General features: G+C 70.0%; 13 protein-coding genes and 2 tRNA genes. 8 read left to right on the top strand and 7 right to left on the bottom strand.

The features are described from left to right. Positions 1 to 343 precede the first annotated feature (343 nt). Entirely contained in the window at positions 344 to 925 is a 582-nt protein-coding gene (locus D3272_RS21005) for a hypothetical protein (protein ID WP_129221173.1), read from the bottom strand. A 425-nt stretch (positions 926 to 1350) separates the two neighbouring features. Between D3272_RS21005 and D3272_RS21000 the strand changes: the two genes are divergently transcribed. Next, a complete protein-coding gene (locus D3272_RS21000) occupies positions 1351 to 1599 on the top strand; it encodes a hypothetical protein (protein WP_129221172.1) in 249 nt (82 codons plus the stop codon). An 89-nt stretch (positions 1600 to 1688) separates the two neighbouring features. On the opposite strand, the gene D3272_RS20995 is transcribed toward D3272_RS21000, so the two are convergent. The 4 genes from D3272_RS20995 to D3272_RS20980 all read right to left on the bottom strand — a co-directional run bounded on the left by D3272_RS20995 (position 1689) and on the right by D3272_RS20980 (position 3410). Then, the gene (locus tag D3272_RS20995; protein ID WP_129221171.1) at positions 1689 to 2051 is read right to left on the bottom strand and encodes a hypothetical protein; all 363 of its coding nucleotides are present in this window, start codon (positions 2049 to 2051) and stop codon (positions 1689 to 1691) included. Positions 2052 to 2159: 108 nt separating this feature from the next. Then, positions 2160 to 2309 (bottom strand): hypothetical protein, encoded by a 150-nt coding sequence (locus D3272_RS20990; RefSeq protein WP_245496708.1) that lies wholly within the window; start codon positions 2307 to 2309, stop codon positions 2160 to 2162. 122 nt (positions 2310 to 2431) lie between these two features. Then, a tRNA-Thr gene (locus D3272_RS20985) sits at positions 2432 to 2507 on the bottom strand. Positions 2508 to 2570: 63 nt separating this feature from the next. After that, entirely contained in the window at positions 2571 to 3410 is an 840-nt protein-coding gene (locus tag D3272_RS20980; protein WP_129221170.1) for a hypothetical protein, read from the bottom strand. Between the two features lie 522 nt (positions 3411 to 3932). On the opposite strand from D3272_RS20980, the gene D3272_RS20975 reads away from it, so the two are divergent. From D3272_RS20975 to D3272_RS20960, 3 genes are all read left to right on the top strand, one after another. After that, complete coding sequence (locus D3272_RS20975; RefSeq protein ID WP_129221169.1) at positions 3933 to 4565, top strand: transglutaminase-like cysteine peptidase; 633 nt, start codon at positions 3933 to 3935, stop codon at positions 4563 to 4565. A 236-nt stretch (positions 4566 to 4801) separates the two neighbouring features. Then, complete coding sequence (locus tag D3272_RS27470) at positions 4802 to 5236, top strand: hypothetical protein (RefSeq protein ID WP_165361452.1); 435 nt, start codon at positions 4802 to 4804, stop codon at positions 5234 to 5236. Between the two features lie 105 nt (positions 5237 to 5341). Next, complete coding sequence (locus tag D3272_RS20960; RefSeq protein ID WP_129221166.1) at positions 5342 to 6130, top strand: NAD kinase; 789 nt, start codon at positions 5342 to 5344, stop codon at positions 6128 to 6130. A gap of 12 nt (positions 6131 to 6142) precedes the next feature. Here the strand turns inward: D3272_RS20960 and recJ are convergent, their stop codons facing one another. Next, the gene (gene recJ / locus D3272_RS20955; protein ID WP_129221241.1) at positions 6143 to 7903 is read right to left on the bottom strand and encodes a single-stranded-DNA-specific exonuclease RecJ; all 1761 of its coding nucleotides are present in this window, start codon (positions 7901 to 7903) and stop codon (positions 6143 to 6145) included. A 363-nt stretch (positions 7904 to 8266) separates the two neighbouring features. Between recJ and parE the strand changes: the two genes are divergently transcribed. The 4 genes from parE to D3272_RS20935 all read left to right on the top strand — a co-directional run bounded on the left by parE (position 8267) and on the right by D3272_RS20935 (position 12724). Further along, positions 8267 to 10315: a DNA topoisomerase IV subunit B gene (gene parE, locus D3272_RS20950; protein WP_428978009.1), complete on the top strand. Its 2049-nt coding sequence runs from the start codon at positions 8267 to 8269 to the stop codon at positions 10313 to 10315. 136 nt (positions 10316 to 10451) lie between these two features. Continuing rightward, positions 10452 to 10745 carry a hypothetical protein gene (locus D3272_RS20945; RefSeq protein WP_129221164.1) on the top strand — a complete coding sequence of 98 codons (294 nt, stop codon included), beginning with the start codon at positions 10452 to 10454 and terminating at the stop codon, positions 10743 to 10745. 208 nt (positions 10746 to 10953) lie between these two features. Further along, complete coding sequence (locus D3272_RS20940; RefSeq protein WP_129221163.1) at positions 10954 to 12549, top strand: DEAD/DEAH box helicase; 1596 nt, start codon at positions 10954 to 10956, stop codon at positions 12547 to 12549. A 100-nt stretch (positions 12550 to 12649) separates the two neighbouring features. Next, positions 12650 to 12724: transfer RNA gene (locus D3272_RS20935), tRNA-Gly, on the top strand. 278 nt (positions 12725 to 13002) lie between these two features. On the opposite strand, the gene D3272_RS20930 is transcribed toward D3272_RS20935, so the two are convergent. Beyond that, positions 13003 to 13518, bottom strand: coding sequence for a flavin reductase family protein (locus D3272_RS20930; protein WP_129221162.1), 516 nt, complete (start codon positions 13516 to 13518; stop codon positions 13003 to 13005). Positions 13519 to 13618 lie beyond the last annotated feature (100 nt).

The following is a 13618-nucleotide window of genomic DNA, read 5'->3' as shown; positions in this document are numbered from 1 at the left end:
CATCGCCGACCACCTCCGCGCCAAGGGCTATTCGTCGGCATAGCCACCTGCGGGAGATCCTCCCCGACGATCGCAAGCCGGAGCCCTTACGGAGACCATCCTGAGAACAGGTCGGCCAGCCGCCGCTTCGGCTTCCAACCGCCACTGAGGAACAGGCCGTCTCACTCGGTCGACCGACAGGGGTGCTATCAGCTTGCCAGCATACTGTTGGGCACTTGTATCGACAGGGGGGCACCTCGCTAGAGCCGTCGCCGCTCGCCTTGGCTCGCGACTTCAGCTCTAGTGCCTTGTTTTTGCGAGCATCTTCACGCGATCAGGTGACTCGACCTGATCGCGATCTGCTTCAAGGCGTGTGATAGGCCGTCACATACCCCGTTGCAGCGTCATAGCTCGTGGTCGACGAATAGCTGCTGGAGGAGCCCGGCACAGGATCCCCTGCATAAGTGAACAGGCCGGAAAACGAGTGATAACTCGTATTGTAAGACCCACCCGCATAATTTTGAAGCGAAAATCCGGTGGATGTCCGACGATCGTAACCGTCGGAGGCAACGTGCGAGCTTGACGATGACGAGTAGTCGAGCAGTCCTTCTTGAGAGTTGCCCAACGCTGACGAATAGCTCGAATACGAGTTCAGATTGGAGTATGCGCTAGTGCCGCTAGCGCCGTAATCAGACCCGTAATAGTAATATCCGGCTGCGTAGCTGTAGCTCGTGGCGACCTGATAGGTGTTCCCACGCGTCAGGGTGGTTTGCTCGAATATGCCTCCATTGTAGTTCTCGTGAGCATAGCTCGTAATGTCACCCTGCTGCCCGTAAGCCGAGGAACCAGGCCCGGTCAACGCGCCGCGAGCTGTGTTGTAACCACCCAATGAGATTTCGTAGTAGCCGTAACCAGCACCGTATGACGCGTAGCCGTATCCCGACATCGCACTCGTCTCCCCAACACGAATTCCCTTGCAGAGGGAACGCCGATCGAGCGAGCGCGTCAATCGGGCGGAACTTGTGCGCTGCCCAGTCGGATGGGCGGCGACGGGCGGTCTATTGCCGGCATGATGGCTGCGACCACCCGCTGCGAGGGTGCCATCATAGCAGCCAAGCTTTGGGTCTGACCCAAGGCGGAACCTGTGTTGTGCATCTGCAACGGGAAGGGAAACTCTCGCCAAAATCTTAGGTTGCTGCCCCTTGCCAACCCGCCGGGGCTTTCATCCTATTCAAAATTTCTCCAGCTTGGGGCCCTTCCTATGGCGAACGGTCTGAGGGGCCGAAGAGGCATGAGCGCACAGCGTCGAGCCGCCTGCATGATCGCGGCGCATAAGCTGGCCACGGCCGGCGTATCGCTGCGAGCGACGTCATGAGCCCCGATCAGTCGGACGCGCTCGGCTGTGCAGTCGCGGACATGCTCGGCGCCGCTGAGCTGGTCGACGTGATGCAGAGCCACTTGGAACAAAACGCACAAGAGGCGCGAGGCGTGTTTCGCGAGTACGACGGCTATCGCATTTATATGCTGACCGCGACCGAAGCGCGGGCGCTCGATCACGTTCTCAACGAGGTCATATCCGCGGCAGAGAAGCTGCAACAGGCGCACGACGCGGTCGCCTGAACGAGCTGTGGCGCTTCCAGTACGTCCGTGGAAGCGCCGCGGCCGGATCGATACCGGTCGGCTTGGCCGCCTGTTTGAGATGGGAATGGCTAGGACTTCTGAGCCCAGGCGTCTAGTGCGTCAGTTAGCGCTTCGTCGTTGTCGAATACAGTCCCGTCGTCCCAATCGTCGCCGTCGAGGCCGAGCAAAGAGGCCTTGCGCATGCGAAAATGAGTGTTATCCATTGCGTCCAGCCGGAGACGCTTTTGCCCGTCTTGCAGAGTGACCGTCGGGCCGTCGAGTTCAAAATTAAGTTTTTCTCGATAGAGCACCTGTTTAGCGTAGGGCACAAAAGCTTTGACTAAGCTTTCAGTACGCTCGCACCGGATCTTATATGCTTCGTCAACGCGACGACGATCGGCAGCCTCTTTTTGTATACGAGCTTCAGCTCGGGCAAAGAAATCAAATGCCATCGCGACGCCTCCGGCCTGCGCGGTCCGTCTCGACCAAGCACAGCCGACAGATACTCGTTTTCCGTGCATGCTAAAAGGAGGAGCCTCACCTAGCGAGGATTTCGGCCCTTACAGCGTCAGGTTCGGCGCCGTGCTCCTGATCGTATCGGCCATGTAGCTCGGCGCGAGGTGGGCGTAATGCTGGTCGACCATCCGGGCGTCGGCGTGGCCGAGGGCGCGGCCGACGACGATCAGCGGCGCGCCGGCCCGAATCGCCACGCGGCCGTTCCGAAACTGATCCGAAACCAGGCTTTCGCGCCACCGCTTCCGATTTGCTTCCGATCCCGGTTATTCCGGAAGCACCCTGACCTAAAAACCTACTCTAACCCGCTGAAAACGCTTGGTGCCGGTTGCAGGGATCGAACCCGCGACCCCCTGATTACAAATCAGGTGCTCTACCATCTGAGCTAAACCGGCAGCAGGACCGAGTTTACCCGAAAACCGGCGTCAGACAACGGGATTCCGGCCGGGGCGGGGGCGTCAGAACCGGTACCACAGGCTCGCCGAGACGCCCCGATCCAGCAGGGCGCCGCGGCCGTAGACGGTGGTCGAGGCGCCGAGCGCCAGGGACCAGGCGGCCGTGAGGTCGTAGACGCCTTCGAGCCCGAGCTTGGAGGAGCGGGACCGCGGGAACCAGGGGGTGCCCGGACCCAGCGGCACAACGGTGGTGCTCAGCGCCATAAGCAGCAGGCGCGGTGCCGGGCGGAAGCCGATGGTCACGTCGGAATGCCACTGCGCGGCGGCCCCGCCGGAGCGGAACCGATAGGCCTGCTGCAGGTCGAGGAAGGCCGGGTAGGGGCCGACCGCGAAGGCGAGGCCGGCGAGCCCCCGCAGGTCGGCCTCCCGGGCGGTGTTGCCGACTGCCGCGGGGTTGGCGCGCGACGCCGTGCCGGGCAGCGCAACGCTGCCCTGAACGGCGAGGACGGCCGGGCCGTAGACCAGGGCCTCGTATTGGGCCCCGATCGCGGTGCTGCCGGGCCCGCGGTAGCGGCCGCCCGCCGGCGCGCCGAGCCCCACGAGGTCGAACGACGGACGGGCGACGAACATCAGCGTGTCGGTCACGCCATATTCGGCATAGGCGGCCCCCTCGGTCTTGGCATAGGAGCGGGTCGGCGCCAGGCGCCCGTCCCGACCGAAGGACTGGGCGCCGCCCGACGCCTCCGCGCCGAACGCCAGGAAGCCCGTGCCGGCCTGGCGCCCCCAGGCGCTGGCCTGGGCCGGGTGCGGCGACACGGCCAGTGCCAGCGCGCAGGCGAAGCATGCGGCTGGCGAGCCGCTCGGCCCCGCATCGCGGGATGCGGCCGGAAACGGACCCGTCACGTCGAAGACCCGTCGCCCATGCCCGCCCTCAGGTCCCGGTCGACGCCACGGAATCAGGCGCTCCGTCGCGTGGACAGGACGGAGCGACCCCATGCTAAGCAGGACGGGCGAACTGTTCAACCGACGATCGCAGAGTCGCGGCAAGTCCGGCCGCGAGGCAGCCCTGGATGCTGCGGCGCGCGCCGGTCCGGCGGTCCCGTCGCCGCCGTCGCGCCGCAATCCTTACGACGATGGCCGCCGCCGCGCCCCTGCGTTAACTAACCCCGGACGCCCGCCATGGTGTCCAGAATGTCACCGGATCGCCGTGGGTTATCGTGATTGGTCAACGCCGGCCTAAGATGACCGACACCATAGAGGGCCGAGCGGAACCCACGCGATCTTCGAGTTTACGTTTACGTCTCGCTCACCAGAGCCGGCGTTCCTGCAAAGATGAAGACGAGCGCGTAAAACGCTACAGTTTTACTTCAATCGACTGCAGTCGGCAGCGGCCATGATGCTCTCACAGCGGAACGAGAGGGCGTCATGGCGATGGATTGGACGAAGGCGGCGATCCTGGCCGGTTGGGCCCTGGCGAGTGCCGTGATCGCGCCGGCCAGCACCGCCGCGGCGGCTCCCGCCCTGCCCCATGCCAGCGCCGCCGCCGTCGGCGGGCGCACCAGCGTCCCCTACGGCTGGGTCGACTTCTGCAACCGATATGCGTCCGACTGCGACGTGCAGCCGCTCGACCCGGTCGACATCGACCTCACGCCGGCCGCCTTCCGGGACATCGAGCGGATCGACCGACAGGTGAACGCCGCCGTGACGCCCGAGACCGACATGGACCATTGGGGCGTCGTGGACCGCTGGGACTACCCGACCGACGGCAAGGGCGATTGCGAGGACTATGCGCTGCTCAAGCGCAAGCTCCTCATCCACGCGGGCTATCCCCGCCAGGCGCTTCTCATGACGGTGGTCAAGGACCTCGATGGCGAAGGCCACGCCATCCTCACCGTGAAGACGAGCCGCGGCGACTTCGTTCTCGACAACCTCACCGACAAGGTTCTCCCCTGGTCCGACACGGGATACAAGTTCATCAAGCGCCAGTCGCAGGCCGACCCCAACCTGTGGCAGTCGATCGGCACCCCGGCCGCCGGCCCGCAGTTCACCGCCAAGTGACGGCCAAGTGACGGCCGAGTGAGCGCCGAGTGACCGGCACGGCGACCGCCTGACGATCGGCCGGCGCCTGCGACCCGGCATCCCCGATGGCGCGGACCCGCGGCGCTCGCGGGCCGCTGTCCTGCCGCCGGTTCCGTGCCCCTGTTTCCTGCCGCCTGTTTCCTGCCGCCTGTCGCCTGCCCCCCTGTCGCCTGCCCCCCTGTCGCCTGCCCCCCTGTCGCAGCGGAACCCGTCCGATGCCCTGCCCCAACACCCGTTTCGGCCTCGCGGCCGCCGCCGCGATCGCCCTCGGCGTCCTGGCCGCCTGGCTTCCGGCGGCATCGGCCGGCGAGGACCAGGACGGAGGGCGGGACCAGAGCCGGCACCAGAGCCGCGGCCCGGGCCGGGCACCCACGCGGCAACCCGCCGACGCCGACGCCCTGCAGGTGCTGGCCGATGTCGTGCTGATCGAAGCCCAATGCCGCACCCTGTCGGTCGACTACGACAGGCTCTTCGCCTTCGCCGAAAGCAAAGGCATCGCATCCGTCGACATCATGCCGACGGGCCCGCGCCGCGCCGCCTTCGAGGCCGCCTATCGGGCGCGGGCGCGCGACACGGCCACCGAGGGGCTGTGCGGGCCGTTGGCGGCCGAGCGGGCCGCCCTCATCCCGGGCCTGTTCTCGCAGCGTTGACGGGGGACGAAGCGCACCAGGCGGCGCCGTGGCGATTCCATCCGGCCCCATCCTGATCTAACCTCCGGCCGCCGTCGCCGAGACGGCGAGGGCCACGGAGCCGACATGACCCTGGCGCAGGCCGAGCCGCACCGCCACGACGCCATCGCCTTTCTGTCATCCGGCACGGTCGAGGCCGATGCCGCGCTGGCCCGGCTCACGGCCGCCTACGGCAACGTCGATCCCGACCGGGCCGGCGTGGTCGTGGCGCTCGGCGGCGACGGGCTGATGCTGCAGGTGCTCCACCGTTTCATGGGGTCGGGCAAGCCGATCTACGGCATGAACCGGGGTTCGGTCGGCTTTCTAATGAACGAATACGGCGAGGAAGGCCTGCACGAACGGCTGGGGGCCGCGGCACGGTCCATGGTGCACCCGCTGGTGATGACGGCGACGGACCGGCGCGGCGAAGTTTCGACGGCCCGCGCCATCAACGAGGTGTCGCTGCTGCGCCAGTCCTCCCAGGTCGCCAAGGTCAGGATCTCGATCGACGGCCGCGAGCGGCTGAGCGAACTCGTGGCGGACGGCCTGCTGGTGGCGACGCCGGCGGGATCCACGGCCTACAACCTGTCGGCCAACGGCCCCATCCTGCCGCTCGACGCCGCCCTGATGGCGCTGACGCCGATCTCGGCCTTCCGGCCACGGCGCTGGCGCGGCGCGCTCCTGTCGGACCGGGCGCGCGTCACCGTGGAGGTACTCGAGGCCGAGAAGCGGCCCGTGGCGGCCACGGCCGACCACCACGAGATCAAGGACGTCGCCACGATCGAGATCCGCATGGACCACGAGACCGGCCTCGTGCTGCTGCACGACCCCGGCCATTCGCTGGACGAGCGCATCCTGCGCGAACAGTTCGGCTGACGGCGCCCGTCCTCAGCCCGGCTGGTCGGGCAGGAGCGCGGCGTCGAGGAGGCGCAGCTCGGCCCGCCCCTGCCCGCCGCCCCAGCGGTTGACCGTCAGGGTGCCGGCGGCATGGACGAGGCGGCCGCGGGCTTCGGCGATGCCCTGCCCCAGCGGCGTGCCGGCGGCCCGGAACGCGACGGCCCGGATGCGGCTGCCGTCGCGTGCCGCCAGCGTGGCGCGGAGATGGCCGTCCCCCATCGTGCCGTGGTCCACCACGCGGTGGCCCGGCAGCGCCACGACGGGCTCGGGCGCGCCGGCGCCGAAGGGCCCGGCGGCGTCGAGGCCGCCGATCAGCTCGGGCGTGGCGGCGCCCGCCCCGAGCGTCGCGTCGATGTCGAGCCTCGCCTCGGCCCGGGACCGGCCGACGGCTTCGGCGAAATGCCCGGCGAGGAAGTCGCGGAACGCCGCGACGGCGCCCGCCTGCAGCGTCACGCCCGCCGCCATGGCGTGACCGCCGCCCTTGAGCACGAGCCCCTGGGCGAGGGCCTGCCTCACCGCATCCCCGAGGTCGGCCCCGGGGATCGACCGCCCCGAGCCCGTGCCGCTGCCGCCCGACAGCGCGATGGCGAAGGCGGGGCGGTCGAAGCGCTCGCGCAGGCGCGCCGCCACCAGCCCGACGATGCCGGGGTGCCAGCCCTCCGCGGCCGCCACCACCACGGCGGGATCGTGTCCGACGAGGGCCGCCAGCGCCTCCGCTTCGGCCTCCTCGACGGCGGCGAGTTCGATGACGCGGCGCTCGCGGTTGAGCCGGTCGAGGTCGGCGGCGATGGCGGCCGCCGCGACGGGGTCCTCGGTCAGCAGGAGGCGGGCCCCCAGGGCCGAATCGCCGATGCGACCGCCGGCATTGATGCGCGGCCCCACGAGATAGCCGAGGTGGAAGGGCGTCGGCGAGCCCTCGGCGCCGGCGACGTCGAACAGCGCCGCGAGGCCCGGGCGTCCACGCCGCGCCATCACGGCGAGGCCCTTGGCGACGAAGGCGCGGTTCAGCCCCACGAGCGGCACCACGTCCGCCACCGTGGCCAGCGCCACGAGGTCGAGGGCGGCGAGGAGGTCCGGCGCCGCACGGCCGTCCCAGAAGCCGTCGCGCTTCAACGCCCGGTGCAGCGCCACCAGCACCATGAAGACCGCGCCCGCCGCGCAGAGGTGGCCGAGGCCGGACAGGTCGTCGTGCCGGTTGGCGTTGACCAGGGCGGCCGCCCGGGGCAGCTCGGCGCCGACCTGGTGGTGGTCGATCACCACCGTGTCGAGCCCCCGCCCGGCCGCCGCCTCGAGCGGCGCGAAGCTGGTCGAACCGCAGTCCACCGTCACCAGCAGCGTCGCGCCCCCGTCGGCGAGGGCGTCGACGGCCGGCACGCTCGGGCCGTAGCCGTCGACGAGCCGGTCCGGGATGTGGATGGCGGGATCCAGCCCCGCGGCCCGGAGATAGCCCACCAGCAGGGACGCCGCCGCCGCCCCGTCGACATCGTAATCGCCGATCACCGCCACGCGCTCCCCCGCCCGCACGGCGCGGGCGAGCCTGTCCACCGCGGCCGGCATGTCGACCATGGCGTCGGGGTCCGGCATGAGGCTACGCAGCGACGGATCGAGGAAGGCGGCGCAATCGGCGACGTCGCGACCGCGGCTCGCCAGCACGCGCGACAGGATGTCGGGCATGCCGTGGGCCTGGGCGATCGCCATGGCACGGCGCGACCCGTCCTCGTCGAGGCGCGAGCGCCAGGCGCGCCCCATCATGGAGCGACCCACGTCGAGCACGAGCGGGTTCACGGCGCGGTCGGGACGGGAGGCCCGGTGCGGGACGGGCGGGGGGAGGACGGCAAGCGGGCTCGGGGGCTCGGGCGGCGGGCCGCACCTGTAGAGCAGATCGCGGCCGGGGGGAATCGCCGCATCGCGCGGGCGGCCCCGCGACCGCGCCGGCACTCGGCGAGGACTCGGCGTCGCAAGGCTTTCATGTTAACCATTGCGTGAGTATGTACACGGTCTGTTCCCGCCAACGCATCCCCTGAAGGTTTCTCGATGCCGAAACGGTCCGCCGCCGTCGCCGCCGTCGCCACCCCCGACGATCTGTTCGCCCATCCGGTGAACGACGGTTCGCCGGTGAACGACGATACGCCGGTGAACGACGGCCTGCCGGCCGCCGGCACGGCCGAGGCCGGCCGCGGGCGCCGCCGACCGGCCGCAGCGCCGCCCCGCGACGGCACGCCCGACGAGAGCGGCTACACGGCCGCGTCGATCGAGGTGCTGGAAGGGTTGGAGCCGGTGCGGCGCCGGCCCGGCATGTATATCGGCGGCACCGACGAGGCCGGCCTGCACCACCTCTTCGCCGAGGTGATCGACAATGCCATGGACGAGGCGGTGGCGGGGCACGCCACCCGCATCGACGTGGCGCTCGAGGCGGACGGCTTCATCTCGGTGACGGACAACGGCCGCGGCATCCCGGTCGACCCCCATCCGAAGTTCCCCGACCGCTCGGCGCTCGAAGTCATCATGACGACGCTGCATGCGGGCGGCAAATTCGATTCGGGCGCCTACCAGACCTCCGGCGGCCTGCACGGGGTCGGCATCTCCGTCGTCAATGCCCTGGCGGAGCGGCTCGACGTCGAGGTGGCGCGCGGCCAGACGCTGTATCGGCAGAGCTTCGAGCGCGGGCTGGTGCTGGGCCCGCTCGAGACGGTGGGCCGCGTCGCCAACCGGCGCGGCACGCGGGTGCGCTTCAAGCCCGACCCGCAGATCTTCGGCGCCGAAGCCCGGATGGAGCCGGCGCGGCTGTTCCGCATGGCGCGGTCCAAGGCCTACCTGTTCGGCGGCGTGGAAGTGCGGTGGCACTGTGCCGCGAGCCTCGTCGAGGGCACGAAGACGCCCGAGGAGGCCACCTTCCGCTTCCCCGGCGGCCTCAAGGACCACCTGGCCCAGGAGGTCGAGGGCCGCAGCTTCGTCGCCGACGCGCCCTTCACCGGCAAGGTGACGCGGCCGGGGGGCCACGGCTCGCTCGAATGGGCGGTGACGTGGCTCAGCGACGACGACGGCTTCGTCCACTCCTACTGCAACACCATCCCGACGCCGAACGGCGGCACGCACGAGAACGGGCTGCGCACCGCCCTGCTCCGCGGCCTCAAGGACCATGCCGAGCGCATCGGCCAGAGCCGCCGGGCCGCAAACGTCACGGCCGACGACGTCATGCTGAACTGCGCCGCGCTGCTCTCGGTGTTCATCCGCGAGCCGGAGTTCCAGGGCCAGAACAAGGGGCGGCTGCAGACCGTGGAGGCCGGGCGGATCGTCGACGCCGTCCTGCGGGACGCCTTCGACCATTGGCTGGCGGCGGCGCCCTCGCAGGCGACGAAGCTGCTCGATTGGAGCATCGAGCGGGCCGACGAGCGCCTGCGCCGCAAGGCCGACAAGGACGTGGCGCGCAAGTCCGCCACCCGCAAGCTGCGCCTGCCCGGCAAGCTCGCCGACTGTTCGAACTCGGCCGCCCAGGGCTCCGAGCTGTTCATCGTCGAGGGCGACAGCGCCGGCGGCTCGGCCAAGCAGGCGCGGGACCGGGCCAGCCAAGCCGTGCTGCCGCTGCGCGGCAAGATCCTCAACGTCGCCAACGCGACCCGCGACAAGCTCGCCCAGAACCAGCAGCTCGCCGACCTCGGCCTGGCGCTCGGCTGCGGCACCGGGGCCCACTACCGCGACGGCGAGCTGCGCTACGACAAGGTCATCATCATGACCGACGCCGACGTCGACGGCGCCCATATCGCGTCGCTGCTCATCACCTTCTTCTTCCGGCAGATGCCCAAGCTGATCGACGGCGGCCACCTGTTCATCGCCGTGCCGCCGCTCTATCGGCTGACCCAGGGCACCAAGAGCGTCTACGCGCGCGACGACGCCCACAAGGACTACCTCCTCAAGAGCGGCATGACGGGGCGCGGCAAGGTCGAGATCAGCCGCTTCAAGGGCCTCGGCGAGATGCCCATGCGCGACCTGAAGGACACCACCATGGACCCCGCCAAGCGCACGCTGCTGCGCGTGACGGTGCAGGAGGAGGACCACGCCGGCACCACCGATGCCGTCGAGCGGCTGATGGGGAACAAGCCGGAAGCGCGGTTCGCCTTCATCCAGGAGCGCGCCTCGGGGGCGGCCGACCTCGTGGACGTCTGACGGCGTCGTCCCGCCGGCCCGCCGCGCCGGAACGGCATCGCGCGAAAGCGACGCGATGCGGCAAGGGTCCCTTCACGCTTAATGGAGCGTCAAGGCCGTGGGGCCATCCTGCCAAGACGACGGCAGGGGGACGGCCATGGCGGATCACGGGGACACGGGCACGGGCCAGGCGGTGCGGTGGTACGCGGTCGCCGCCGCCGTCCTGTCGGTGGCGAGCCTCGCCGGCGCCCATACGCTGGACTGGCTGTCCCGCTCGGGCCGCGTCGCGCTGGTGGCGGAGCGCCCGGTGTCGCCGAGGGCGGCCCAGCTCGCCGCGGAAGCCGGGGTCGACACGATGCCGACGGGATCGATCCCGGCCGGCGCGACGTCGCCCGGCCCGGCGGCACCCAGCCCCGCGACGCCCTTGGCCGTGATGATCCGGCTCCGGTGAGGCCTGGATCGGCCCCATACCGCGGTTTCGGCGTCGAATCCACCACGGCGGCCCGCAGCGTCGTTGACTTGTCGTGGTTTGGGCCTATCTCACGGTCATCAATGGGCGTCCCGCGTCGCTCCTCGGCGCACGATCGATCGTGCCTGTCCCTTCACGGCTCTACGCGGGTCTCGCGGCCGTGCTCCGTCGACGGTAGACGCATCACCTGATGAATTTCAACGAACTCGGCCTCAGTGACAAGGTCCTCCAGGCCGTCGAGGCCACCGGCTACACCACGCCGACGCCGATCCAGGAGCAGGCCATCCCGATCGCCCTGCAGGGCCGGGACATCCTCGGCATCGCCCAGACCGGCACGGGCAAGACGGCGGCCTTCACGCTGCCGATGCTGTCGCGGCTGGAAACCGGCCGGGCCCGGGCCCGCATGCCGCGCACCCTCATCCTCGAGCCCACGCGCGAACTCGCCGCGCAGGTCGAGGAAGCCTTCGTGCGCTACGGCGTCAACCACAAGGTCAGCGTGGCGCTGCTGATCGGCGGCGTGTCCTTCTCGGACCAGGAAGCCAAGATCACGCGCGGCGCGGACGTGCTCATCGCCACGCCGGGCCGCCTGCTCGACTTCGCCGAGCGCGGCAAGCTGTTGCTCACCGGCATCGAGATCCTGGTCATCGACGAAGCGGACCGGATGCTCGACATGGGCTTCATCCCGGACATCGAGAAGATCTGCAAGCTCGTGCCGTTCACCCGGCAGACCCTGTTCTTCTCGGCCACCATGCCGCCCGAGATCACCCGCCTCACCGAGGCCTTCCTGCACGACCCGGCGCGGATCGAAGTGGCCCGCGCCTCCTCGACGGCCGCCGGCGTCACCCAGGCCCTCGTGGCCTCGGCACCCGGCCCCGCCAAGCGCGAAACCCTGCGCAAGCTGCTCCGCAGCGCCGAGGACCTCACCAACGCCATCATCTTCTCCAACCGCAAGCGCGACGTGGCGCTGCTGACGAAATCGCTGGAGAAGCACGGCTTCTCGGTCGGCTGCCTCCACGGCGACATGGACCAGCGCTCGCGCATGACGTCGCTCGACGCCTTCCGCAACAACCAGGTCTCGCTGCTGGTCTGTTCGGACGTGGCGGCCCGCGGGCTCGACATCCCCGCCGTGAGCCACGTCTACAACTTCGACGTCCCCACCCACGCCGAAGACTACGTCCACCGCATCGGCCGCACGGGCCGCGCCGGCCGCAGCGGCACCGCCATCTCGATCGTGACCCGCGCCGACCAGCGCTACGTCGACGACATCGAGAAGCTCATCCAGAAAAAGATCGACTGGCAGGGCGTGACGCTGGACGAGGTGCCCGAGGGCGAGGCCGAATCGGAAGTGGTGGACGCCCGCGGCGGTTCCCGGGAGCGTCGCCACAGCCGCCGGACGGACCCGCGCGGTGCCGACACCCGCGGGACGGAGGCGCGCAGCCCCGAAGCGCGCGCCGGCGACGGCCGGACAAGCGACGCGCGCGCCGGCGAGGGCCGGGGCAGCCGACGCAGCGAGGCCCGTGGCGGTTCGCGCGGCTCGGAGGAGAGGGCCACGACTCCCCGCGAGCGCGCCGAGGCGCCGGCGGCCCGCACGTCGCGCCCGGACGCCACGCTGGCACCGCCGCCCGGCCCCGCGGCGCGGCGGAACGAGACCCGCATGGAACCCAGCCGCGGCGAGCATCGCCGGTACCGCCACGACGAGGACGACGAGGTCGTGATCGGCCTCGGCGACCATGTGCCGTCGTTCCTGCTGCGGCCCGTGAAGATCAAGGCCAGCAGCGAAAGCTGACGTCCCCGGCTCGGGTCGAGGGGTCGGTGAATTTCCCCCGACCCCCTTGCCACGCTCCCGCCGGTGGGGCATAGAGAGCGCGTCGCCGCGCGACACGGATGCGGGTGTAGCTCAGTGGTAGAGCACAACCTTGCCAAGGTTGGGGTCGAGGGTTCGAATCCCTTCGCCCGCTCCAGTCCCAGCATGGCCGATACGGTTTAGCGTCGATCTCCGGATCGCCGGACCGCTTGTCGGTTCAAACCGCCACCGCACAGACCATAGCCGTTCTCATCGTTTCGACACCCTGCTTTATGGGTGACTTCGGCGTGCTCTTCGTCGAGGCGACGAAGGCGCGACCGGTCGATTCCATCCGAGGGCGAGGATGCGGCTGCTGTCGGCCGACTGAGGCCGCATACTCCTAAAAAACAAACCGCCCGGCGCGGGCGGACCCGAGACGTCGCTGAGACGAGCGCCTCAGGGATCCAGCGCGCGAGAGGCCGCCAAGGCGCCGTCCTGGTAGAGCAGGGGCGCGATCGCATCGGACAGCCGGACCGCCTGCACCTCGCCGATGAGGATCGAATGCGAGCCGTAAGCCACGGTCTGGCGCAGGGCGCAGAACAGGCTGGCCTGGGCGTCGTCGAGGTAGGGCACGCCGCCGTCGCGGTGGCTCCAGGTGCCGTGGCCGAAGCGGGCCTCGCCGCCGGCGCCGCCGCCGAAGGGCGCCACCAGCGGGGCATGGTGCGTACCGAGGATGTTGATGCAGTAGTGCCCCGTCTCCACGATGATGTCGTGGATGCTGGCGCTTTGATTGACGCAGATCAGCAGCGTGGGCGGCGCCGCCGTGACCGACGTGACGGCCGTGGCCGTCATGCCGAAGCGCGAGCCTTCGCGCCCGGCCGTGACGATGGTCACGGTGGCGGCGAGCCGGCGCATGGCGAGCTTGAAGCCGGCCGCGAGATCGGGCCCAGGCGCCCGGAGCTCCGCTGTCATCTGTTCCGTTCCGGTGCAGGCCGCCCGGCGTGCGGGGCCGGCGCGTGGGTCTTCCATCGACGCCTTAGCACGGACGGCGGCGCGGCGTCAGGCGGGCGTG

Origin of the sequence: Lichenibacterium ramalinae (genome assembly GCF_004137085.1) — a bacterium.
Taxonomy (GTDB): Bacteria; Pseudomonadota; Alphaproteobacteria; order Rhizobiales; family Beijerinckiaceae; genus Lichenihabitans; species Lichenihabitans ramalinae.
Note: the sequence above shows the minus strand (reverse complement) of the source record. Positions and strands in the feature narration are given on the sequence as shown.

Bases quoted from the DNA above. Each gene is read 5' to 3' on its own strand.
- D3272_RS20940 (WP_129221163.1), top strand. From the start codon at position 10,954: ATGAATTTCAACGAACTCGGCCTCAGTGACAAGGTCCTCCAGGCCGTC.
- D3272_RS20945 (WP_129221164.1), top strand. From the start codon at position 10,452: ATGGCGGATCACGGGGACACGGGCACGGGCCAGGCGGTGCGGTGGTAC.
- D3272_RS20975 (WP_129221169.1), top strand. From the start codon at position 3,933: ATGGCGATGGATTGGACGAAGGCGGCGATCCTGGCCGGTTGGGCCCTG.
- recJ (WP_129221241.1), bottom strand. From the start codon at position 7,903: ATGATGGGGCGCGCCTGGCGCTCGCGCCTCGACGAGGACGGGTCGCGC.
- D3272_RS21005 (WP_129221173.1), bottom strand. From the start codon at position 925: ATGTCGGGATACGGCTACGCGTCATACGGTGCTGGTTACGGCTACTAC.
- D3272_RS20960 (WP_129221166.1), top strand. From the start codon at position 5,342: ATGACCCTGGCGCAGGCCGAGCCGCACCGCCACGACGCCATCGCCTTT.
- D3272_RS21000 (WP_129221172.1), top strand. From the start codon at position 1,351: ATGAGCCCCGATCAGTCGGACGCGCTCGGCTGTGCAGTCGCGGACATG.
- D3272_RS20930 (WP_129221162.1), bottom strand. From the start codon at position 13,518: ATGACAGCGGAGCTCCGGGCGCCTGGGCCCGATCTCGCGGCCGGCTTC.
- D3272_RS20995 (WP_129221171.1), bottom strand. From the start codon at position 2,051: ATGGCATTTGATTTCTTTGCCCGAGCTGAAGCTCGTATACAAAAAGAG.
- D3272_RS27470 (WP_165361452.1), top strand. From the start codon at position 4,802: ATGCCCTGCCCCAACACCCGTTTCGGCCTCGCGGCCGCCGCCGCGATC.